This window comes from Mucilaginibacter sp. P5_A4 (genome assembly GCF_056400605.1).
This window is the reverse complement of sequence record NZ_JBFUKX010000013.1, coordinates 55,587-79,858: the sequence shown is the minus strand read 5'-3', so window position 1 is coordinate 79,858 and position 24,272 is coordinate 55,587. Positions and strand designations below refer to the sequence as shown.

21 protein-coding genes and 1 tRNA gene are annotated in these 24,272 nt (G+C 41.8%); 9 read left to right on the top strand and 13 right to left on the bottom strand.

Annotated elements, in window-relative coordinates:
- Positions 1–3 precede the first annotated feature (3 nt).
- The 11 genes from AC1DQW_RS10400 to AC1DQW_RS10350 all read right to left on the bottom strand — a co-directional run bounded on the left by AC1DQW_RS10400 (position 4) and on the right by AC1DQW_RS10350 (position 6,390).
- Positions 4–1,218: a relaxase/mobilization nuclease domain-containing protein gene (locus tag AC1DQW_RS10400; protein WP_477454017.1), complete on the bottom strand. Its 1,215-nt coding sequence runs from the start codon at positions 1,216–1,218 to the stop codon at positions 4–6.
- Entirely contained in the window at positions 1,185–1,595 is a 411-nt protein-coding gene (locus tag AC1DQW_RS10395; protein ID WP_477454016.1) for a plasmid mobilization protein, read from the bottom strand. Before AC1DQW_RS10395 ends, AC1DQW_RS10400 begins: the two co-directional genes overlap by 34 nt.
- Before the next feature lie 146 nt (positions 1,596–1,741).
- Positions 1,742–2,020, bottom strand: coding sequence for a hypothetical protein (locus tag AC1DQW_RS10390; RefSeq protein ID WP_477454015.1), 279 nt, complete (start codon positions 2,018–2,020; stop codon positions 1,742–1,744).
- Positions 2,021–2,187: 167 nt separating this feature from the next.
- The gene (locus AC1DQW_RS10385) at positions 2,188–2,793 is read right to left on the bottom strand and encodes a nucleotide-binding protein (RefSeq protein WP_477454014.1); all 606 of its coding nucleotides are present in this window, start codon (positions 2,791–2,793) and stop codon (positions 2,188–2,190) included.
- Between the two features lie 73 nt (positions 2,794–2,866).
- Positions 2,867–3,187 carry a hypothetical protein gene (locus tag AC1DQW_RS10380; protein WP_477454013.1) on the bottom strand — a complete coding sequence of 107 codons (321 nt, stop codon included), beginning with the start codon at positions 3,185–3,187 and terminating at the stop codon, positions 2,867–2,869.
- A gap of 2 nt (positions 3,188–3,189) precedes the next feature.
- Positions 3,190–3,507 carry a helix-turn-helix domain-containing protein gene (locus tag AC1DQW_RS10375; RefSeq protein WP_477454012.1) on the bottom strand — a complete coding sequence of 106 codons (318 nt, stop codon included), beginning with the start codon at positions 3,505–3,507 and terminating at the stop codon, positions 3,190–3,192.
- A 190-nt stretch (positions 3,508–3,697) separates the two neighbouring features.
- A complete protein-coding gene (locus AC1DQW_RS10370) occupies positions 3,698–4,000 on the bottom strand; it encodes a helix-turn-helix domain-containing protein (RefSeq protein WP_477454011.1) in 303 nt (100 codons plus the stop codon).
- On the bottom strand, positions 3,987–4,322 hold the full coding sequence (locus tag AC1DQW_RS10365) for a type II toxin-antitoxin system RelE/ParE family toxin (protein WP_477454010.1): 336 nt from the start codon (positions 4,320–4,322) through the stop codon (positions 3,987–3,989). Before AC1DQW_RS10365 ends, AC1DQW_RS10370 begins: the two co-directional genes overlap by 14 nt.
- Before the next feature lie 33 nt (positions 4,323–4,355).
- Complete coding sequence (locus tag AC1DQW_RS10360; RefSeq protein ID WP_477454009.1) at positions 4,356–4,724, bottom strand: ORF6N domain-containing protein; 369 nt, start codon at positions 4,722–4,724, stop codon at positions 4,356–4,358.
- Positions 4,725–4,726: 2 nt separating this feature from the next.
- Positions 4,727–6,016 (bottom strand): site-specific integrase, encoded by a 1,290-nt coding sequence (locus tag AC1DQW_RS10355; protein WP_477454008.1) that lies wholly within the window; start codon positions 6,014–6,016, stop codon positions 4,727–4,729.
- Between the two features lie 300 nt (positions 6,017–6,316).
- Positions 6,317–6,390: transfer RNA gene (locus tag AC1DQW_RS10350), tRNA-Pro, on the bottom strand.
- A 177-nt stretch (positions 6,391–6,567) separates the two neighbouring features.
- Between AC1DQW_RS10350 and AC1DQW_RS10345 the strand changes: the two genes are divergently transcribed.
- Positions 6,568–7,809 carry an NAD(P)/FAD-dependent oxidoreductase gene (locus AC1DQW_RS10345; protein ID WP_477454007.1) on the top strand — a complete coding sequence of 414 codons (1,242 nt, stop codon included), beginning with the start codon at positions 6,568–6,570 and terminating at the stop codon, positions 7,807–7,809.
- Between the two features lie 10 nt (positions 7,810–7,819).
- Here the strand turns inward: AC1DQW_RS10345 and AC1DQW_RS10340 are convergent, their stop codons facing one another.
- Complete coding sequence (locus AC1DQW_RS10340) at positions 7,820–8,242, bottom strand: DUF4199 domain-containing protein (protein WP_477454006.1); 423 nt, start codon at positions 8,240–8,242, stop codon at positions 7,820–7,822.
- A gap of 346 nt (positions 8,243–8,588) precedes the next feature.
- On the opposite strand from AC1DQW_RS10340, the gene AC1DQW_RS10335 reads away from it, so the two are divergent.
- The 7 genes from AC1DQW_RS10335 to AC1DQW_RS10305 all read left to right on the top strand — a co-directional run bounded on the left by AC1DQW_RS10335 (position 8,589) and on the right by AC1DQW_RS10305 (position 20,343).
- Positions 8,589–9,734 (top strand): methionine aminotransferase, encoded by a 1,146-nt coding sequence (locus AC1DQW_RS10335; protein WP_477454005.1) that lies wholly within the window; start codon positions 8,589–8,591, stop codon positions 9,732–9,734.
- 128 nt (positions 9,735–9,862) lie between these two features.
- On the top strand, positions 9,863–10,648 hold the full coding sequence (locus tag AC1DQW_RS10330; protein WP_477454004.1) for an amidohydrolase: 786 nt from the start codon (positions 9,863–9,865) through the stop codon (positions 10,646–10,648).
- A gap of 660 nt (positions 10,649–11,308) precedes the next feature.
- A complete protein-coding gene (locus tag AC1DQW_RS10325; RefSeq protein WP_477454003.1) occupies positions 11,309–12,574 on the top strand; it encodes a TolC family protein in 1,266 nt (421 codons plus the stop codon).
- Positions 12,575–12,591: 17 nt separating this feature from the next.
- Positions 12,592–13,692, top strand: a complete 1,101-nt coding sequence (locus tag AC1DQW_RS10320) for an efflux RND transporter periplasmic adaptor subunit (RefSeq protein ID WP_477401303.1) — start codon at positions 12,592–12,594, stop codon at positions 13,690–13,692.
- A 145-nt stretch (positions 13,693–13,837) separates the two neighbouring features.
- On the top strand, positions 13,838–16,978 hold the full coding sequence (locus AC1DQW_RS10315; RefSeq protein ID WP_477454002.1) for an efflux RND transporter permease subunit: 3,141 nt from the start codon (positions 13,838–13,840) through the stop codon (positions 16,976–16,978).
- 106 nt (positions 16,979–17,084) lie between these two features.
- Complete coding sequence (locus AC1DQW_RS10310; RefSeq protein ID WP_477454001.1) at positions 17,085–19,658, top strand: GH92 family glycosyl hydrolase; 2,574 nt, start codon at positions 17,085–17,087, stop codon at positions 19,656–19,658.
- 331 nt (positions 19,659–19,989) lie between these two features.
- Positions 19,990–20,343, top strand: coding sequence for a magnetosome magnetite crystal formation protein family (locus AC1DQW_RS10305; protein ID WP_477402238.1), 354 nt, complete (start codon positions 19,990–19,992; stop codon positions 20,341–20,343).
- Positions 20,344–20,713: 370 nt separating this feature from the next.
- On the opposite strand, the gene AC1DQW_RS10300 is transcribed toward AC1DQW_RS10305, so the two are convergent.
- The gene (locus AC1DQW_RS10300; RefSeq protein WP_477420552.1) at positions 20,714–21,592 is read right to left on the bottom strand and encodes a polyphosphate kinase 2 family protein; all 879 of its coding nucleotides are present in this window, start codon (positions 21,590–21,592) and stop codon (positions 20,714–20,716) included.
- A 284-nt stretch (positions 21,593–21,876) separates the two neighbouring features.
- Between AC1DQW_RS10300 and AC1DQW_RS10295 the strand changes: the two genes are divergently transcribed.
- A complete protein-coding gene (locus AC1DQW_RS10295) occupies positions 21,877–24,210 on the top strand; it encodes a penicillin-binding protein 1A (protein ID WP_477454000.1) in 2,334 nt (777 codons plus the stop codon).
- Positions 24,211–24,272: the final 62 nt, after the last annotated feature.

Sequence of the window (24,272 nt, the reverse complement as noted above, 5' to 3'; positions counted from 1 at the left end):
ATGTTAGAGATTAAGTCCTTTACGTTTTTTGCGTTTGAATTTATTTAGGGCGGCCAGGTCTTCACGCTCAGCAGCGAATAAAACATCAAACATTTCGTCACCGCTGATTGATGCCTGATTGAATGTATCCAGGCCGAAAGTGCCTTGATTTTGGCCGGTGGTTTTTGCCAATGGGTCGGGAAGTAACTGTGCGCTGAGTTGATTGGCACTGTAGATTTTCCCTAGATCACTACCATTAAAGACCGCTTTATTTTTTTGATCGATAAAGGTTACGCCATAAATGCGGCCTTCGTCGTTTTGGCGTAAAATACAGTGGACGCCTTTTGCTCTTAGGGCCTTTTGAAAGTTGCTTTTGGTTTGTGGTTTCGCTAATACCTCATCCAGTATTTTAATAAGGCCTGCTTTGAAAGGCTTACGCAATTGCTCATTAAGCCTGAACTTTCCCTCCAATGTTTTCAGTGTCGGTTTACCATAGATCGTGCTGGCCTTGATCGGCACACCGACCTTGTTACCTTGCCGGTCGAGTATCCAGTAAACCAATCCTTCACGTGCATACATCCGGGAGTCTTTAGAACCCCGGTCGGCTTGGATATTGTATGGTTGTAAAACCGCGTTGAGTTCGGGAATACTCGTGAATTTATAGGCCCTCAACGTAAAACCGAGGATATTAGTGATCACCCGTTTGGTTTCGGCTTTACCGTATTCGGCTGCTTCAACACCGACTTTTAGATCCGCCTTTTGCTTTGGTTGTTCTTCAGCCTTCATTAACCCATATTTGATCTCAATCGCTTTTCTCGTTTTCTCCGATTCATTTTGGCCCAGGTAGTGAAGGCTTATCCGTTCGCCGTCACGTTTAATATTAGTGGTTACGATATGGATATGCGGGTGCCCGGCATCCTCATGGCGGTAAACCAAATAGGGTTGTGTTTGAAAGCCGACCCCAAGAAGGTAGTCTTTAACAATTTCACTTAACTTTTCATCCGGCAAATTTTCACCGTTCGGGAAATTCAGGGAAATATGTACCGAGTTGGTTTTTGCACGCTGGTTCATGGCGGCAAGATCAGTCAGCCTGAAAAGCTTGTCATAAAAAGATAAATCGTCACGGTCCTTATAATAACCTGCCACATCAATTAACAGCGCTTTTCCCTGCTTCACTTTATTCTCGTTATAGTTGAGCGCACCGATCAGGCTTTTGCCGCTCTTAATTTTTGCGACCATATATCCGCGTATTGATTCATTCTTTCTTTGATCTGTGTGATGGATGGTTCCAGTTTGCTATTGACCACGCTCATCAAATTCATCCAAAGCCTGGTATCGGCATTTCCGTGAGTGCTGTTGATACTGCGCATGGCCTGGTTAAGATTGTTGCCGATAGCGTTGAGTTCCTGCCTGAGCAGGATCATTTCTTCCAGCACATCATCCATTGCCTTATCACGGTAATAGACCGTTATGGGCTTATCCAAAAGCAGGCTGCGCATGTATTCGCTCAGTTTCCTAAACTGGGTCTTCTTGAACCTGCCGCTCAGCAATCGGTACTCGTCAGGTTTCAAGCGGATATTATACCACCTTGATCTGTTATCTTCCTGTACACTCATATTGTTATTCTTTAAAAATCCGACTTCGGAGGATTTTTGCCTGGACCGTGGCCGACAGCGGAGGCCGGGGCAAGATTCAATTGTGACACAATTGTACATCTTGCTGACTGCTGCGAAGCGGGCGGTCTAATCCTGCTATCAGTGTTTTATTCGACATTTTTTGTTGTTTGATTGGGCTTCGCCTTATTGCTTAGATATAGTTCAAGTGCTTCAATATTGATGTCCTTTAAGGAGCGATCATACTCAACGCCAAACGCCTTTATGCGCTTCAACAGTGATTTTGGTATCCAGTTGTTAAACTGTACTTCTGCGGCTTTGACGACCGTTTGGGCCTTTACCGGCTGTACTTCTTGGATCGGCGTTTTGGGCCGTTCCTGTTTCAATTTATTAGCCAGCCCGCCCAGTTTATCTTTGTATTTATCCATTGTTTTATTTTATAGATTTATAGAACTCTACAATTGCTGCTTGGTGCTTATAGAAATATAGAATTGTAGAATTATAGGATTGTAGCTTACTATACTTAGAAACCTAACATCCTATAAATGCAGAACTTTATAATTATAGAATGATAGCTATATAGAAAACTATATTGCTATACACTGATCAATTCGACAATTTCCTCTGCAAGCGAGGTGACCTCATCCTTTGCTTTTTGGTCGCCACTTTGTAATACTCCTCCCGTCATTGAAGAACGGGCAATGCTCACCCGGTCATGGATCACCGTTTCTAATAAACTTACGTCCAAAGTTTCCAAAAGCTGCCGCACATCATGGGTAATGCCGGAACGAGGCTTAACCATATTTAGCACGATACCTGCGCGGATATTAGAAAACTTTGCCATAGCCTCCTTAATAAGTGCGACGGTTGAACGGATCGCCATGACATCAAAAAAGCCGGCTTTGGTCGGTACCAAAATAAAATCGGAGTGCTGGAACAATTCAGGCAACTTATTGGATAAGTATGGAGGTGTATCAACAATGATCAGATCGAAAGCTAATTTTTCGATATCGGCCAGCTTGTCGGCGCCGATGACAACTAACTCCGGAAAATCGTCCCGGCTATGGTATATACTGCCTTGTAGATCGGTGTCAACCAGTGCTACCGATAACTGATCCTGGAAACAGAGTGCAAGATTGATTGCTAAGGTGCTTTTACCTACGCCGCCTTTTTGGTGGGCTATCGTGATGATCTTTGCCATGATTATAGAATTATAGATTTTTAGAATTTTAGATTAATAGATCTTTATAATTATAGATTGTGGTGCAAGCGGCTTAAAAGCCGCCGGAGAATAAACCATTGGTTCGTAAGCGCTTTTCCAGTTTAAGTTCTTGCTGGTAATTAAATAGCCAGTCGCTGGCTAACAGCTTCCAATTGCGGTAGGGTGTTCCTTTCGGACTGCTCCAATTTGCCTGGTCATAGAATTTGAAGAATAGTCCGGCCTGGTTCGGGAATCCTTTCTGATCGAAGTAAATTTCTACTACTATTTTTTCAGGCGGCATTTCGTAACCGAACCCATTTGTTGACGGAAGCAGCTTGGAGGCCTGCGCCCTGATCTTCGCTTTGAAGCGTTTTGCTTTACGTTTAAGTTCCATAATTAAGCGCTTTTATTGGTTGACATCATAAAGGAGATATCTTCATAATCGTAATAAATGGAGCCGCCAATTTTAGTAAACGGCAGCACTCCGCTATCCCTTAATGATTGCAGGAAGCCGTGGGAAATACCGAGCAATTTTTTAACCTCGGCTGATTTCAGCCATTTCTTACCTGGTTGGCCGCTGACACACTCTTTGATAATGCGCTTAAATTCCTGAAGTATATCTTCTTTGAACTCCAAAAGATCGCTTTGGGTTAAAATCTGGTCCCTGGTGGGCACTGTTCCGGACGTTCTTGTCCTTTGTTGTGTTGTTTCCATATCTTTCTGATTTATCGGGCTTCAAAATTCGCAATCAGCCAAATCAGAAAATGACAACTTTGGTAGGGGTTGAGAGCTTTTTATACCAGCGTAGACTCCTATGAATTAAAATAGATCAGAATAAAAAAGGGGTCACGAATTGTGACCCCTTAACAGGTATCGCGATATGCGATATATATGGGTTTTATAATTACAATTGAACAGAGAGTTGCAAATGTCCGTTCAGACCATTCTCAACAATGTTGCGAAGGGTAGACAGCCGCACGTCTTTCAGGTTGTTTTCAACTTTCGAGATATAGGCTTTGGTTGTGCCGCATTTTTCGGCCAGTTCTTCCTGAGTCATCCCCTTAGACAGCCGGGCCTCTTTCAACATCGCGCCTATGATAAAGGCTTCAGCCTCCCTTTCAAATTTATCACGGGAAGGAGTGCCGATTGGGCCATACCGTTCTTCGATTACCTCATCAGAAGAGATTAGATTTTTATTCTTGCTCATATTCCTTTTTTATAGTTAAAGCCTTTGTTATTTCCTCTGCTGGTGTCTTTTGTGTTTTCTTTTGGAAACCATTGAAAAGGACCACCAGCGTCCCCTCGTCAAAACAGCAAAAAATCCGATAGATGTCACTCCCGTGCTGAACTCTCATCTCGTAAAGGCCATTCGTTCCTTCTAAATGTTTAAGATAAGTCGATGGCACTCTTGGAACATTTTCTATTAACCTGATCGTCCAGTCTATTTTTGCGATCACTTTAGGTTTTTGCGCTTCGATAAAATCAAGCGCATACCTTTTATAGTACTTTACTTTTCTAAACTGCTGCATACAAATTTAATTAAAGTTGCTCAATTGGGCAACTTATTGAATGATTTTTTTATAAGAGAATAGCGATTCGATAATTATCACACTGACCTGGGCGGCACGTTGTCCTTTTAGTACACTGGATAACATGAACAAGCCACTGTTCGTAAAGGCCAATGGCGGCAGCGTTTTTGAAACCGACAAGCCGGGAGATATTTGTTCAGCAATATCTTGCCATTCATCAAGGGTCAGCCAAAACATGAAGTCCGGCGGGAAGCGTTTTGAATTCTTGCTTACTGTTCGATGTAATGTGGCAATATTTACTTCGTATAAGGCGGCGGCATCAAAATCAAGTACTACGGCCTGGCCGCGGACTTTGTATACTTTGCCACTCAATAATTCTATTAATGTTGTTGGTGTTGACATGACTAAGAGGCTTTTTTGAGGTTATTTTTTCCAATTGATTTGCGTTTGGCCGCTCTTACTGCTACTGGCTTAGGTGCCAGCTTATCCCGAAGTATGATCATATCATCACTCACCTTACGCTCAACTACTTTAGCATATATCTGTGTTGTCCTGATGGTGGTATGGCCAAGCATCTTGCTTACAGTTTCAATAGGAACGCCATTAGAGAGCGTTACAGCCGTTGCGAATGTGTGGCGGGCTACGTGATAGGTCAATGTCTTGCTAATATCACACAGGTCTGCTACTTCCTTTAAATAAGTATTCAGCTTCTGATTGGAGATACTTGGCAGCAAAGTTCCTCCTGCTATCGCTTTGGGATGTTCTCTGTAACGTTCAATAATCTTTTCAGCCTGTGGAAGTAGGGGGACATTTACGGGAATCCGCGTTTTCTCCCTGGTGGTCTTAATCCATTTATTATTATCAATTCCCCTGATTATTTTATCAGGCGTAAGTTCCATTACATCAATGTAAGCCAAACCAGTGTAACAGCTAAGCACGAAAAGATCACGTACATATGCTATACGCTCAATCGTAAGCTTTTTATTTTCAATCTTATTCAATTCCGCCATTGTAAGATAGCCGCGTTCAGTTTTGTTAAACTTTAATTGAAACATGGCGAAAGGATCTTTTTCAATCCAACTCATTTTAACTGCTAAGCGGATAATTTTATGGACGCGTTCCAAATGCTTCATCAAGCCATTATTCTCTAATTTCTTCTGGTGATCTTCCGGCACCCGCTTTCTTAAAAAATGCTCCAATTTGGTAATGAACCCATAATCAAGCTCAGATAGAAAAATATCGGAACGCTTGTAATGCTGTTGGACAAATTCTTTCAAGTATCCAGCTGTGGTGTAGTAATTCTTCATCGTACCGGGCGCCAAAACATCTTTCATGTTCGTGTTGTGGTATTCAACGATAGTATGCAAGGTGTGTTCGGAGTCTTTGATGCCTGCAAAGAGATTTTTAAGTATCTCCGCAGTGATAGTTTTCTTCTGCAATTGCAAGTCATGGTAGTGGTTTGTTACCATTCCGCGAAGCTGTTCCAGGTCGCTGTTTAGCTGGCGAAGGTTCTCATCCTTCGGTTTGGCAAATCCCTTTGCATCGTTCCAATCGTCAGGATTGAGGGTTCTTTTCAAAGAAACCTCAGACCGGCTGCTGTTGACTACGATGCGCATGTAAATGGCTGATAATCCGACTTTTCCTCGGATTTCCCGGAGTATAAAGTGTACTCCGAAGGTGTTTTTTGTTCTCATTTTGCTGAGTTTTAAGTGAATAAAAAATTGTTTTGAACTGTTATGGCCAAAACCGTTCACCGGAAAGAGCAAAAAAGTGATCTAAATGAGTTCATTCAGGTCTATTTTTAAAAGGCATAATTGTTTGTACACCAGTTAGTTAGACCCTTTCTGGTGAGTAAATCTAAAACAAAGATTTTACTCACCTTTTTACTCACTTGAAACGAGGAATAGTATGTACTGAAAAGGATTTGAATAAAACAAAAAACCCTGTAAATGAGACATTTACAGGGTTTTGATACTGGTTGGTATCGCATTTTGTCGGGATGGCAGGATTCGAACCTGCGGCCTCCACATCCCAAATGTGGCGCGATACCGGGCTACGCTACATCCCGTTCCCGATTGGGTTTGCAAAAGTAGGATTTTAAATCAACTTGCAAAACTTTTTTTCAAAGAAGTTTAAACTTAAATCCTAATGCATTCATTTGCACAGGTTTGGGTTTAAATATTTTTTTTACCAATATATTTTGAGCAGCATTTATAGCTAAACCAGGTGTTTGAAACATAAAATAATGTACACTGTTGTTCCTGCACATCCCTATAAATCATATATGAACCTTTACGAGCAGCATCCTTATTGGCTCATGAAGAATGGCCTGGTTACCTCCTACCCTTCTTTACAAAACAACTTACAGGTTGATGTAGCCATCATGGGCGCCGGTATTAGCGCGGCCTTAACTGCCTGGTATTTGCGCAATTCGGGGTTAAGCGTGGCTGTATTTGATAAAAACCACGCGGCTATGGGGAGCACTGCGGCCAGCACTGCTTTTTTGCAATATGAAATTGATACCCCTTTAACGCAGCTAAAAAACATGGTTGGTGAAGCGGATGCGGTAAAAAGCTATGAACTTTGCCGTAAGGCAATTTATGATATCGGCAATCTGTGCAAATCGTTTAAACCGACTTTTGATTTTCATTTACGGCCAAGTTTGCAATACGCAAGTTTTAAAACCCATTTAGCTGATTTAAAAGCAGAGTATGCATTACGCAAAAAGCACTATTTTAAAGTAGAATGGCTGGAGAAGGCAGAAATTATTAAAACATTCGGTTTTAATGCTCCGGGAGCCATATTTTCTAAAGATGGCGGCGAAGTTGATGCTTACCTGTTAACTCACGCCTTATTCAACAGTTTCCAGGAAGCCGGGCACAGGGTTTATAATAACACACCTATAAATGATATTGAATACACCCGGGCAGGTGTTACCTTGCATACCATTAATGACCTGAAAATAAAAGCTAAAAAACTGGTGATAGCCTGCGGCTATGAAAGCTTGCATTATATCCCCAAAAAAATAGCCGATATTAATTCAACCTATGCTATGGTTTCTGAACCAGTTTCGGATGAGTTTTTCTGGCACCAGAACAGCCTGGTGTGGGAAACTGCAACGCCTTATATGTATTTCAGGGTGGTGAGCGAAAACCGCATCCTGGTGGGTGGCCGTGATGACCCTTTCCATAGTCCGCATATTGCGCCCTCAATCATTAACAGGAAAGCGGAAATGCTGCGGAACGCTTTCCTGAAAAAGATGCCCCACATTCCCTTAGTACCCGATTTTAAATGGGCCGGCGCTTTTGCATCAACCAGGGATGGCCTGCCTTACATTGGTTCGATACCCGAACGGCCAAATACTTATTTTGCATTAGGCTTTGGGGGGAATGGTATAACATTTAGCGTGATAGCAGCAGCAATCATTCATGATTTGATTTTGGGCAAAAAGAATGACAATGCAGCTATCTTCAGGTTTAACAGGTAAAGTTTAATAATTAATTCAGTTTATTAGACCTGTTCATTAAAGCGGCTGATACCCCAACGCATATTAAAATACCAATTGCAAGTCCGCCAAATAAACGGCCTGAAAATGCAAAGAGCTCATTTCCCATGTCGAAATAATTGATGTAAACGAGTCCGGCCAAACAGGCAAAAATACCACCTGTCAGTAAAATTTTAAAGCTTTGGAATAATGCATCAAAAAAGCCGATCTCGCCTTTTTTTTCATCTTCCTTGTAGCTTTTCACACCAAAATAAACTCCAAAAAGCGGTATCAGTACCGATAAGTACTCAATGGGGGTTACATGGTTACCGGTACTCCTATATCCAAACGACCGCATCACAAACAGCCAGGTTCCGCTCAGGATCCCAAGGATCAACCCTGTTACAAATGCATTTTTCATAACAATGATGGGCATATGTTAATACCCAGTATAAAAATGCGAAATTGAAATCATTTGTTAGCACATATAATTATTTTTTTATGCGATTTGCATCCAGTTACACATAACCAGCATGCTGGGTCATTTAAATTAATAACGTGCAATTGGGGCTGGTAAATTCCGATAGCTGCCCGCGTTCAGGTTACCAGTGCACATGCATTTCAAAGCCCCGCCTAAAATAAATTACCGGCAACAGGGAGCGTATTGACACATTCACGCCTGCAATATTATTTTTCTTACTAAGCTAAATACTTTCAGAAAACTAAAAACACGTAGTATTACGCACATTGGTTTGTGGTTTTTTGCGTACTTTAGCCCTTAGATGATACCTGTTGTTTCAAAACTACCACAAACCGGCACAACTATATTCACTGTTATGTCTGCCCTGGCCCATGAGGCTGGTGCCATAAACCTGTCGCAAGGATTTCCTGATTACAATTGTTCGGCCGACTTGATTGAGCTGGTTAACCAGGCCATGAAAAATGGGCACAATCAATATGCGCCAATGGCTGGTATAATGAGCCTGCGCGAAAAGATTGCCGAAAAAACCGAAAAACTTTACGGCGCGGTTTACAATCCGGATACGGAGATAACCATAACTGCAGGTGGCACACAAGCTATTTTTACAGCCATAAGTGCCGTGATTCATCCAAATGACGAGGTTATTATATTTGAACCCGCTTTTGACTGCTACGCGCCTGCTATTAAACTGATGGGCGGCGTGGTAAAATCGCTGGCGCTTGAGCCACCCAATTACCGCATTGCATGGGATATGGTAAAAAGGCTCATCAACCAAAAAACAAAAATGATCATCCTTAATTCGCCACAAAATCCAACGGCAACCATTTTACACAAGGAGGATATTGATGAACTTAGCGCATTGGTTAAAAACCAGGATATTTTAATATTAAGCGATGAAGTATATGAGCACCTGGTATATGATGGACAAACCCATCACAGCATGGCCCGCTACCCTGAATTGCAGCAGCGCAGTTTTATAGTAGCCTCATTTGGTAAGCCGTTTCATGCTACAGGTTGGAAAGTGGGTTACTGCATGGCGCCTGCTTTCCTGATGCAGGAGTTTAGAAAAATTCACCAGTTTTTGGTATTTGCGGTGAACACACCTATACAATATGCCATCGCTGAGTATTTAAAAAATGAAGAAACTTATTTAGGCTTGCCCGAGTTTTTTCAACAAAAAAGAGACTACTTCCGTAATGGGCTGCAACAAACCAGGTTTGAGCTGTTGCCTTGCTACGGATCGTACTTTCAATCAGTACGTTACAGAAATATCACCGACGAGAAAGATGCGGATTTTGTATTGCGTTTAACTAAGGAGTTTGGGGTGGCATCCATACCTGTTTCTGCCTTTTACAGCAAGGGTATCGATCATCACGTTTTAAGGTTTTGTTTCGCCAAAAGACAAGAAACTTTAGATAAAGCCGTTGATAGGTTAATGAAAGTTTAAATTTAGGATAAATGGACTATAGTTTATAGTTTTAACTTTCAATAATTCAATACCATGGACATTAGATAGTCCATACATTTAAAACATCCATGGACCATTGACTATGGTCTATCGACTTAAAAGCGCTTATGGATAATCTTAAAATAACTGTTTTTCAAGGCTACCTTTTCTGGGAAAATACTGATAAAAATTTACAGAACATTTCCTTGCGATTATCTGGCGGTATTCGCGAAAAAACGGATCTCATTATCCTTCCCGAAATGTTCAGCACTGGTTTTACCATGAATGCCGAACGGCTTGCCGAGCCTATGGGTGGTAAAACCACCAAATGGATGCACCAGGTTGCACAGCAATATGATTGTGTAGTTACAGGAACTATCATTATAAAAGAAAACGGCAAATACTACAACCGCCTAATATGGATGCGACCAGACGGTACTTACGAGCATTACGACAAACGCCACCTGTTTGGTTTAGCTAAAGAAAACGACACCTATACTGCGGGTACAAAAAAGCTTTTTGTTGACCTGAATGGCTGGAAAATTTGCCCTGTTATTTGCTATGATCTGCGTTTCCCAGTATGGCTGCGCAATATTGCCGAAAACCCCTACGACCTGCTCATTGTAGTTGCCAACTGGCCCGAACGCCGCGCTATGCACTGGCGCACCCTGTTACCTGCCCGTGCCGTTGAGAACCAAGCCTACGTAATTGGCGTGAACCGTGTTGGTCATGATGGTAATGAAGTTTACCATTCAGGCGATTCTACCTGTATCGATCCTAATGGCAATGTAGTTTATTACAAACGCGATGAAGATGATGTTTATACCTTCTCGATAATTGCCGATGAGGTGAAAAAAGCACGAAGAGCCCTGCCCTTCCTAAAAGATGCGGATGAGTTTAAGATTATCAATTAGTCATTAGTCATTAGTCATTAGTCATTAGTCATTAGTCATTAGTCATTAGTCATTAGTCATTAGTCATTAGTCATTAGGGTAAATTGCCTTCGATCTATTTGGTTTTAAAATTGTAAAATTTACTTATCAATTTATCGAAATAATCGCACATCTGTAATGGCAAAGCATTCTTGAACACCGGTAAAAAACAAATCCATGGTAAAAAATTGCACATCCCCGGTTGGATATTTTCTTCGTTTTTCGTAAATTTCTATGAGGCGATTATAGCTCCCCAGCTTAATTATTTCTTACAGAAGCCGCAAGCAAACAATCGAATCAAACGACTACATACCAGATAGTTACACAAATAAAAGGCATAAAAACCGGGTAACAACAGGTGATAGGCAGGTATACGCAAAGTGTTTCAAAGGTATACCAAAGGTGTAAGAACGGTATCACTTCGGTATCGGGAAAAGCACATCAAAAAATCCAGGGTATTACGCATTTAAATATTGAATCTCCCTCTTTTTCTAACCCTATTTATTCGGTAAACCCTTAAAATATCCGAAATCTGCACATCTATAATTTGCACATCCACACATCTCCGCCCCCCTCTTCATAGAAAATTCATAACCGATATGAATTTTTGCAGCGTTGAATTGAAAGATGATTATGTGTAAAATGAAAACCCTGCTATTTTTATTAGTTATATTTTTTTTCTGTAATACAAGCCGGGCCAGCGCCCAAACTGATACACTGAAAATTAACTTCCAGGATGCCGAAAAACAGTTTTTAGAAAATAACCTGAGCTTACTGGCTCAAAAGTATAATATTGAGGCATCAAAAGCACTTATACAGCAAGCTAAACTTTGGGACAACCCTGTATTGAGCACCGATCAGAATATATGGGATGGGGGCAGCCGTAAATTTTTTAACCATAACAATGGCGGCGGCCAGGTATTTGTTCAGCTTAGCCAGGTATTTGCCACTGCCGGTAAACGCGGCAAACAAGTACAGGTGGCACAAGACGATGCTAAAGTTCAGGAAGCTGCCTTTGCCGACCTGATGCGTAACCTGCGTTATAACCTGCAATTGGATTTTAGTCAGCTGGCTACCTTAAATGCGCAGGAAAAGGTTTATCAGAATGAAATCAACTCCGCAACAAACCTGGTCGGCGCTATCCAAAAATCATTTGATGCAGGTAATACTTCTATGAAGGACCTCATCAGGCTTAAAGCTTTGCTTTTTGGCTTACAAAACGACATGGTGGAAAACAACAGACAGATAAACGATTTGCAAACCGAGCTAAAAACTTTGCTGCAAACTAAAGAAACAGCCTTTGTTTATCCCCTGATAAATGATAAACCGGCAGAAACTGTAGCGCTTGATATTCCAACACTGATAGAACAGGCCAAAACCAACCGGCCCGATTATTTATCAAATCAATATCAGCTAAGTTCAGCCACGCATAACCTGGCCTATCAAAAAGCGCTGGCTGTTCCTGATGTTACTATTGGTGCGGCATATGATCAAAATAGCAGCTATGCCAGAAACTATTATGGCCTGCAAATTGGCTTGCCCCTACCCTTTTTTAACCGCAACCAGGGTAATATCAAATCGGCTAAATACAATATCCAAAGCCAGGAGAGTACCTTAAAGCAAAACGAACTTCAGCTTAAAAACGATGTGGTTGCCGCTGTAAATCAGTATAAATTAAACCAGCAGTTGTTTTCGACCCAGCAACTGGAGTTTAATGAACAATATGACAAACTGTTTGGCAGCATGCTCAAAGGTTTTCAGCAAAGGCAAATTAGCTTGGTTGAATTTGTTGATTTTTTTGACACCTATAAGGATACTAAGCTTAAAATACTACAACAACAATATAACCTGCAAAAAGCAATTGCTGATCTGAATTTTGCCACCGGGACAACTATAATTAAATCTTAAAACACTTTATGCTATATATGATGAAAAGAGAAACGCTGATACCTGCTCTTTCGGCTTTACTGTTTTTGGCTGCCTGTAAAGGAAAAACACAGCCTGTTGCCGAAAACAAACCAGTATCTGTAAGCGATTCGATGGCTAAAATAATTACCATTGATACCGCCAAAAGAACTACGATAAAAAACGAGCTCACCTTATCGGGCGAGGTATCAAATGATGAAAACACCGTTGTTAAAGTTTTCCCTTTTTCAAGCGGACAAATATTGGACGTGAAGGTTTCCCTGGGCGATAAGGTAAGCAAAGGTCAAACACTGGCCATTATGCGGAGCGCCGATGTGGCGGGTAATTATACCGACCTTACTGCTACAAAATCAGACCTATCCATTGCAAAACGCCAGCTTGAACAAGCCGAATACCTATATAAAAACGGAATATCGAGCGAACGCGATTATACCGAAGCCAAAGAAAACTACAATAAAGCCGAGGCTGCCAACAGGAAAATACAACAGCAGATAGCCATCAACGGAGGCGGCAATACAAATCCGGGTGGTACTTTAGTGATAAAGGCTCCTGAAAGTGGCTACATCGTCGAAAAAAATGTAACCACAGGCAGTTTTATCCGCCAGGATAATAATGGCAGCATGTTCACCATATCAAACATGAAAGATGTTTGGATCTGGGCTAATGTGTTTGAGTCTGATATTAGCAAAGTTAAAACCGGCTATACAGCCAAAGTAACAACCATAGCTTACCCCGGTAAAGTTTTCGAAGGTAAAATTGATGCCGTAAGCTCGGTACTTGATCCGGATAATAAGGTGATGAAGATAAAAGTGGTATTGCCTAATACGGATATGCTTTTGAAACCAGAAATGTTTACCAACGTGGTTATTACCAATAACGATGCAGCCACATCAGTATCAGTACCTGCAAAAGCGGTAATATTTGACAGCAGCAAAAATTTTGTAGTGGTTTATAACAGCAAAACCGATTTAAAGGTACGTGAAGTAAGCGTAATTAAAACGGTAGATGATATAACATACATCGCATCAGGCATTAACGCCGGCGATAAAGTGATCTCCAAAAATGGTTTGCTTTTATATGATGCTTTAACAGGAGATTAATGTAGAAAGTATCAAGTAGTTAGTAGCAAGTAGCAAGACTAAGATCTTTTGCTTGATTACCTACAAGAAAAAATACTTGATACCTCATGCTAATTACTTGATACCGAATTCTGCTACCTGATACTCAATACCCGATACTATCAAAATGAATAAATTCATTAAAAATATAATCTACTTTTCGCTAAGGCACCGTTATTTTGTTTTTTTTATGACACTGGTGCTGGTTGTGCTTGGTATATGGAGTTACATGAACACGCCTATCGAGACGTTCCCGGATGTAACCAATACACAGATCATCATTATTGCTCAATGGCCCGGCCGCAGTGCCGAAGAGGTGGAGAAAATGATTACCATCCCGATGGAGACCGTTTTAAACTCGGTTCAGAAAAAGGCTAACCTGCGTACTACCTCGGCATTTGGTTTATCATACGTACGCATTATTTTTGACGATGATGTGGACGATGCCTTTGCCCGCCAGCAGGTACTAAGCCGTTTAGGCAATGCCGATCTGCCAGACGGTGTTAAACCCGAAGTTGAGCCGCCTTACGGCCCAACCGGCGAAATTTATCGCTATACCCTTAAAAGTCATACCAAATCAATCCACGAACTTACCGCAATACAGGATTGGGTGTTGGACCGGCAGTTTAAATCCGTTCCGGGTGTTGCCGATGTGAACAGTTTTGGCGGCGAGGAAAAAACCTACGAGGTAAGCGTTAACCCATCCCTTTTACAAAAATATGGGCTAACCTCCCTGGATGTTTACACAGCAATAAACCGTAGTAATATTAACGTGGGTGGCGATGTGATCGAAAAGAATGACCAGGCTTATGTAGTACGCGGTATCGGCGTTATCAACAACATCGAAGAGATCCAGAACATCATCATAAAAAATGTTAACAATGTACCTATACTGGCAAAAGATATTGCCGACATTAAGGAAGGTGGTTTGCCTCGCTTAGGCCAGGTAAGCCGCGACAGGCAGCAGGATGTACTGGAGGGTATTATTGTGATGCGCAAAGGCGAGAATCCGGCCGAAGTTCTGGATCGCATCCGTGACAAGGTGAAAGATTTGAACGACAATGTCCTGCCAAAGGATGTCAGGATAGATACCTTTTACGACCGTACCAACCTGATGGATTTTTGTACCGAAACGGTGATCCATAACCTTTGCGAAGGTATTATCCTGGTAACAGTCATTGTATTCCTGTTCATGGCCGATTGGCGCACTACTTTAACAGTCGCCATAATCATTCCACTGTCATTGCTTTTTGCTTTTGTGTGTATGCGTATAAAAGGGATGAGCGCCAACTTATTATCGATGGGGGCGGTTGATTTTGGTATTATCATAGACGGTGCTGTGGTAATGGTTGAAGGCATCTTTGTGGCCCTTGATCATAAGGCCAAAGAAGTAGGCATGCAAAAGTTTAACGGCCTTGCCAAACTGGGCCTGTTTAAAAATGTAGGTGCCGAAATGGGTAAGGCAATCTTCTTTTCAAAGCTAATTATCATTACCTGTTTAATCCCCATCTTCGCATTCCAGAAGGTTGAAGGAAAAATGTTCTCGCCATTGGCTTATACCTTAGGCTTTGCCTTGCTGGGGGCGTTAATATTTACACTTACGCTGGTACCTGCCCTATCAAGCATCCTTTTACAAAAAAACGTAAAAGAAAAGCACAACCCGGTTGTTATCTTCTTTGAGAACGGCATTCGCCGCATGTTTAACTTCACCTATAAAAATCAAAAACTAAGTCTTATAGTCGCGGTAGCCTTTATGGCTGTAACCTTCTTCTCAGCAAGGTTTTTAGGATCTGAGTTTTTACCCGACCTGAATGAGGGTGCCCTATGGGTTGAGGCCGAGCTGCCGATGAGTGTTTCCTTAAATGAAGCGGAAAGCATCAATCAAAAAATGATGCAGATACTGGAAAAGTTCCCCGAAGTAAAACAAACCCTGGCCCAGGTTGGCCGCACCAATGACGGTACCGACCCTAAAGGATTTTTTAACGTGCAGATCCAGGTGGATCTTAAAAACAAAAAAGAATGGCGCAAAGGCATATCCGAAGATGAACTAATAGACATGATGGATAAACAGTTAACCAAAATACCTGGTGCTGTATTCAACTACTCCCAACCTATCCGCGATAACGTTGACGAGGCTGTAGCCGGGGTTAACGCATCATTGGCTGTAAAAATATTCGGCCCGGATTTTGAAACCCTTGATCACAAGGCAGATAGCGTGCTGGGTGTTTTAAAAACAGTTCAAGGCGTTGAGGACCTTGGTGTTTTGCGCAATTTAGGCCAACCTGAATTCAGGATCGAACTGAATCAGCGTAAAATGGCACTATATGGTGTATCAACAGCCGATGCAAACTCAGTAATTGAAATGGCCATAGGTGGTAAAGCTGCAACTGAATTATATGAGGGCGAACGCCGGTTTGATATCAGGATAAGGTATCAGCAACAATTCCGGGATACGCAGGATAAGATTGAAAATCTGATGATTCCTACCCTTAACGGATCAAAAATAGCGATAAAAGAGATTGCGACTATCAAAACAACAACCGGCCCTGCATTTATATACAGGGATAATAACACCCGTTACATAGCCGTGAAATTTTCAATAAGAGGCCGCGATTTGGGCAGTACCATTGCCGAGGCACAGCAAAAAGTTAACTCAAAAGTAAAGCTGGATCATGGCTATTCATATGCATGGGCAGGCGAGTTTGAAAATCAACAACGAGCATCAAAAACATTAGCCCACGTGGTACCAATTTGCTTACTTGTTATATTCCTTATTCTGTTCGTCACCTTTGGTAATGCCAAGGATGCTACACTGGTGATCATGAACGTACCATTTGCATTGATAGGTGGTATACTGGCATTGCACATAACGGGGACCAACTTTAGTATTTCGGCAGGTATTGGTTTTATAGCCTTGTTTGGGGTATGTATCCAAAACGGCGTGATCCTGGTATCTGTTTTCAAAAAGAACCTGGAAGAACATATACCGCTTGATAAAGCCATATTGGATGGTGTAATAAGCAGGGTAAGGCCTGTGGTAATGACAGCCCTGATGGCAGCCATAGGTTTGATGCCTGCAGCTGTATCAACAGGTATCGGTTCAGAAACCCAGAAGCCATTAGCTATTGTGGTTATTGGCGGCTTAGTTACATCAACCATTTTAACTTTATTGATATTACCTATCATATACGCTATAGTTCACCGCTTAATTCATCGCCGGGAAAACCGTAAGCTATTGAAAAAAATAGGCGTTGTTCGTAACGCATAATACCCCTGATTTAAAATCGCCCCAAGTCGGGGCGATTTTTTTATTTATATACTATTTAAGTTTTAATTTGCGTAATTATACCCTAAGGTTAATTAATATGCCAAGTATGCGTATCATCTTTCGCAGTTTTATAGCTGCAATCCTGTTATTTTCTGCGTTAAGTTCATCGGCACAAAAAAGAAAAGATAAAGATTTTGCTCAACTGGTTGATCCCTTTATCGGCACCGGCGGGCATGGGCACACCTACCCTGGCGCGGTTATGCCTTTTGGAATGGTACAGCTTAGTCCGGATACACAACTTAAAGGCTGGGATGGCTGCTCAGGCTATCATTATACCGATACGGTAGTTTACGGCTTTTCGCACACGCATTTAAGCGGAACCGGCATCCCCGATTATTGTGATGTATTATTTATGCCCACTACCGGCGATCCACAGTTTAAAAATACCGAATATCGTTCCGTTTTTAAAAAGAAGAACGAAGTAGCCGCCCCTGGCTATTATAAAACCCAGCTTGATAAATACAACATCGGCGTAGAACTTACCGCAACTACACGCGTTGGTGTTCACCGTTACAATTATCCAAATACCGAAAAAGCAAATATCATTATAGATCTGCAACACCGTGATGAAGTACTTGATTCCTGGATAGAGGTAGTGAACAGTCATGAGATTCGCGGTTACCGCAAATCAAAGTCGTGGGCAAATGACCAGCAGGTATACTTTTATGCAAAATTCTCCAAACCATTTAAGACATACGGTATAGCCAGCAATGATGAAGTACAGAACGGCAAAAACAAGGCTGAAGGCAAAAACATCAAAATGTACCTTCAATTTGATAACCCCGGCGAAGTGATCTCCAAAGTAGGAATCTCGGCAGTAAGTGCCGAAGGTGCTTTAAAGAACCTGGATGCCGAAGTACCCGATTTCGACTTTAAAAAAGTACAAAAGGCAGCCAAAGCAACCTGGAACGCCGAATTGAATAAAATCCAGGTTGAAGGCGGCGGACCATCGTCCTCGCAACAATTTGAACTTAATAACCAGGGCAACATTAATAACCCCTATGGCAATATGCCCGCCGGTAAAAAAGTAAAGGCAGTTGATTATGCTAAGATCAGGCAAACTATTTTTTACACTGCTTTATACCACTGCATGCTGGCACCCAACATTTATAATGATGTTGATGGCCAATACCGTGGTTTAGATCAAAAGGTACATACAGCGCAGGGATTTAATTATTACACCGTATTTTCTTTATGGGATACCTACCGGGCAGAAAACCCTTTGCTTACCCTGATCGACAGGAAACGCACACTCGATTTTGTTAAATCCTTTTTAACGATGTATGACCAGGGCGGGCTACTCCCCATATGGCCATTAGCCAGTACCGAAACCTATTGTATGATAGGCAATCACTCCATCCCGGTCATTGTAGATGCTTACGCGAAGGGCATCCGTGATTTTGATGCGCCCAGGGCCTTTACCGCCATGAAAGCAGCTGTGAACCGTAACCAGTTTGGTTTGGACGTCTATCGTAAGAATGGTGCCGTGTTATCTGATCTGGAAGATGCATCTGTGTCCAAAACATTGGAGTACGCCTACGACGATTGGTGCATAGCCCAAATGGCTAAATTGCTGGACAAACCACAGGACTATACCGAATACATCCAACGTGCGCAATACTGGAAAAACGTTTACAATAACCAGAACAATTTTATGCAGGCCCGCAGCAATGGTGGCTGGCTTACTCCTTTCGACCCTGCCGAAATCAATAGAAATTATACCGAAGGCAACTCATGGCAATACTCCTTTTTTGTGCCGCAGGATGTGGAGAGCCTGATGGCAAGAATGGGCGGTAAAGACGCTTTTGAAGCCAAACTCGACGAGTTGTTTACTACCGAATCAAAACTAAAGGGTAACGATATCCCCGATGTAAGCGGGTTGATAGGCCAGTATGCCCACGGTAACGAGCCAAGTCACCACATGGCCTACCTGTACAATTTTACCAATTCGCCCGATAAAACCCAGTTTTATATCGACCGCATACTGCGCGAACAATACAGTAATAAACCTGATGGTTTGGCAGGCAACGAGGATTGTGGACAAATGTCGGCCTGGTATGTAATGAGTTCATTGGGGATTTATAACATTGCACCGGGGCAACAGCAATTCCAGGTGGGTGTACCACAGTTTGATAAAGCCATTATTAATTTAGAGAACGGGAAGCAGTTCACCATCATCAACCCGGGTGCAAGCATAGACAAAGGCAATATTTACCTGCAGGGCATGAGCCTTGCAAAAAAGGCCTACAATAAACTATACTTAAACTTTGCTGACATTGCCGATGGAGGAGAATTTGAGGTATTCGCAGGCAAACTGGCCAACAAAATATTCATTCAGGATATTGAAAGGCCAACCTCAAAGATAACCGATAGCCTCATCGTTGCTAACCCTTATATCATAGCGCCATCCAAATCATTCAAAACGCCCATGAGCATACAAAKAAAAAGCGCTGATGCTGATGCAAAGATCTACTACACCCTGGATGGGTCAACACCAACAGCAAATTCTACGTTGTACAGCCAACCTGTTACTATTTCGGCCAATGTAACGGTTAAGGCAATAGCCATCAGCAATGGTAAAAGCAGTTTTGTTGACCAGGCAATCTTTACAAAACTATAAAGTGACATCAAACTAATCCTCACCAATAAATACCTGCCCGTGCAGGTGTTCCACCGGAACGGTGGAACGCATTGGAACGCCTGGAACACCATTTCTATTGATAATCAACGCTTTAAGCATTTACAAAAACACAGCACGGAACACCATTTACATTGATTATCAACACCTTAAGCTTTTCAAAAAGGTTGACACTTTTACCCTGAAATTCAAAATAAAAGCAATAGAAATATAAAGATTTATGAAGAAATAACAAGTAATAATTCGATAAATCCACCAAACATTTGAGCATTAATATGGTTAGCCTAATAATCACTTAAATTAACCTCATCATATGGACGACCTGTCAACAAAAGATGACGGCAAATTAGCCGGCATCATTAGCTACTTTACTATTGTAGGGTGGCTTATCGCATATTTTGCACTTTACCAAAACAATAAAACCGCCCTTGCAAGTTACCAGATGAGGCAAACCCTGCTTTTCCACCTGGTTTCGATTGTTGTTTCTTATGCTGCCGGCGCCATTTTATTTTCACCGGGTGCCTCCTTTGGTTTAACAATACTTTGGCTGATAAGAGTCGCCCTTTTTGTAATTTGGGTAATTGGTCTGATTGGGGCAATCGGTGGGCAAAGAAAACCAATGCCGTTGATTGGTGAACCGGCGCAGTCGGTTTTTTCGGGTATATAATAATATTTTTATACGCTCTTTGAAACACATATCCCATCGTCAATGCGAGTGGTAAAATTCCGCGAAACTTTGAAGGGGAAATAACGTTTTAAAAGGTTTGTCATCCTGAACGGAGTGAAGGATCTATTCGCAGACTGTACAGGGCGAAGAAGCAGGGCGAATAATAGATGCTTCAAACGTTCAGCATGACAAATGGCTTTTTTTGCAAACACGTCATGGGTAGGTACGAAGCAATCTCCTACCTACAGAGTAGCTGTGCACATCCGATCTGTATAGTTTGGGATTGCTTCGTACCTCGCAATGACGCGTGTCATGTGCTTCATTTGAAGTATAAAAACATCAATAAATCAAATTTAAACAGCCCCTTTTCTTACTCATTCTCCAGCAACTTTTTCGATTCATTCAGCTTTTTCCTTTCCTCCTTGGCCAGCACCGGATATTTCAAATGCAACCCCTTTAAAGTGTCAAGAATAATGGATGAAATAGCTATCCGGGTAAACCACTTTTTATCGGCCGGCACCACATACCATGGGCAACTTTTAGTGGCTGTTTCTTTGATAGCTGTTTCGTAAGCTTCCATATAATCGCTCCACTTTTCTCTTTCCTCAATATCTGCCGCTGCAAACTTCCAATTCTTTTTCGGATCATCTATCCGTTCTAAAAAACGTACCTTTTGCTCATGCTTGGAAACATTCAGGAAAAACTTAATGATCACAGTTCCATTATCAACCAAATGGCTTTCAAATGCACGAATGCTTTCGTAGCGTTTTTCCCAAAACTTTGGATGAATGTCTTTAACATCGGTTATTCCGGGCAAGTGCTCATTCAGTAAAAGTTCGGGGTTTACTTTGGTTACCAGCACATTTTCATAATGCGACCTGTTGTGGATCCCTATCCGGCCTCTCTCAGGTAATGAACGATAATGTCGCCATAAAAAATCATGTTGATAATCTTCCTCGCTGGGGCGTTTAAAGCTGTACACCTGGCAAGCCCTGGGGTTTAGGCCTGATAAGGTGTGAGCTATAGCACTATCCTTACCTGCTGCGTCCATCGCCTGGAAAATAATGAGCAATGCATATCTATTAGCTGCATAAAGCTCTGTTTGAACGTCGAATGTTTCTGCTATCAGGTTCTTTAAAGTAGTTTTGGCATTCTCTTTATTAAAACCGTTCGAGTAACCGGCGTCAAAGTCTTTAAGTGAAAAAGTCTTGCCGTTATCAACCTTAAACTTATTTACGATATTACTCATGATAAAAAATTTGCGTTACGCATTGTTAACATAAAATTTAGGTGTTAAAATTGCGTTTATTATAATGCTGTTTATTTTAACCGATACCTGCATTTTATTCAATACTAATATTATTTACATTTATCAAAATGGGGCCACAATCAATTTACAATAAAGAATGCTTTTGCGCCTTTACCAGGTAAGAAGGCGGATGATGAGTATATCTTTAATTTTTAAGAAAACAGCATATATTAATATTTGTTTTGGGGCTATGATTTAGCGCCATAATTTTACATCTTTACCCAATGTTCAGACGAATACGAAACCGATTTCTGAGGTTCATAGCCATATTTATATACTTCATTATTATCTTCTTTTGCTCTATCGAGCTCAATTTCCTATGGCTTTCGGGGTACTCTCCTGACATGCAGGACATTAAAAACCCTGTCATGTCCGTAGGATCTGAAGTTTACACTGCCGATGGTAAATTAATAGGGCAATACTACAAAGAGAACCGCTCTCCTGTCGACTTGAAACACATCTCCCCCAACCTTATAAACGCACTCATCTCTACAGAAGATGTAAGGTTTTACAGTCACCATGGTGTCGATTTTTATTCCTTTATTACCAGTTTGCTCTCCACTGCCAAGGGCGATCGCCGCGGGGCCAGTACCATTACGCAGCAATTGGCAAAAAACCTGTTCGAAACCCGTAAACGTAAATCGCAGGGTTTTATCAAACACGTGCCATTCATCCGCACTATTGTATTCAAATGTAAAGAGTGGCTTACCGCCTTTAAAATAGAGCATGTTTACACCAAGCAGCAGATCCTTACTTTGTATCTTAATACAGTCCCGTTCGGCAATAACTCTTACGGCATTAAAACGGCTTCGTTAAAATACTTTAACAAACAGCCCGACCAGGTTAATCCTGCCGAATCAGCTTTGCTGATTGGGATGCTGAAGGCTACATCAAATTACAACCCCATCCGCAACCCCGAACGTGCTACCGAACGCCGTAATACGGTTTTAAGCCAGATGGAGAAATATGGCTACATCACCAAAGATCAATACAATACAAGTACCCAATCGCCTATCAAGCTTGATCTGAGCTATGTGGAGCAGGATTCGCATGGTGATTCATATATCCGCCGCGCGGTTGAAAAATGGCTGGATAAATGGTGTAAAGAAAATGGCTATGATCTTTATGAGGATGGCTTAAAAATTTATACTACCATTGATTCGCGCCTGCAACAATATGCCGAAGAAGCCGTTGCCGAAAAGATGAAGATGCTGCAAAAGCGTTTCAATAATCTTTGGGGGAATAAAAACCCCTGGCGTGATTCTAAAGGTGTCGAGATCAAGGATTTTATTCTGAAAAACGAACAACGGCTCCCTATTTATAACCTGCTGAATAAAAAGTACGGCGGCGATACGGTGAAGATTAATGAGTATTTTAAAACTAAAAAACGGATGACCGTTTTTACCTGGAAGGGCGAACAGGACACCACCTTTTCAACTATCGACTCTATTAAATACTATGCCAAGATATTAAATACCGGTATGATGACCCTGGAACCATCTACAGGTAAAATAAAGGTATGGATAGGCGGTGTCGACCATCGCTTTTTTAATTATGATCACGTTAACCAATCGCGCAGGCAGGCTGGCTCAACATTTAAGCCATTTGCCTACTTAACCGCTCTTGATAACGGCTTTACTCCCTGCGATAAATTTACCGATCAGCCGGTAACTATCAAATACAAGGATAACGGGAAAGACGAAATATGGCAGCCAAACAATGCCGATTTTCATTTCTCGTACCAGGAAATGTCATTACGCTGGGCCATGGGCAAATCTGTAAACTCCATTACCGCACAGCTTACCGAAAAGGTTGGCTGGGATAAAATTGTGCAGTATGCCCACAAATGCGGCATCGAAAGCCCGTTAAAATCGGTTCCATCGGTATCATTGGGTTCAAATGACGTTTCGGTTTATGAAATGGTAAGGGCCTACAGCACATTCCTTAACAAGGGTCAAAAGATCGATCCGTTGTTGGTTACCAAAATCACAGATCAGGATGGAAATGTGCTGGATGAATTTGAATTAAAAACAGAAAAAGTGTTGAGCGAAGAAACAGCCTGGCTAATGCTTTACATGTTCCGTGGTGGTATGGAAGAGCCGGGCGGCACTTCACAGGCCTTATGGGAATACCCTGGTTTGTGGAAAAAAGACAATAACCAGATAGGCGGCAAAACCGGCACATCATCTGATTATGTTGACGGCTGGTATATGGGTATCACAAAAGACCTGGTCACAGGTATTTGGGTTGGCGCTGATGACCGCAGTGTACACTTTACAACATCAGAAACAGGTGAAGGCTCACATACCGCGCTCCCTATTTTTGGGCGCTTTATGGAAAAGGTTTATGCCGACCCTAAATCGGGCTATACTTACGGTCCGTTCCCAAAACCATGGAGCAAAATCACCAAGAGCTATCAGTGCCCATCGCCGCATATTGTTGCCGATACCACAGAAACAGATAGCACAAGCAACCCTATTGATACCACTAACGTAATACCTCCACCAACTACTACTACACCAGAAAACCCTGAAACGACTCCTGTTAATCAAAAATAATGGGCCCCGGGGAAATGGTAGCGTATGTATAAGTTTTTTAATATTAATTGCATACTACAATA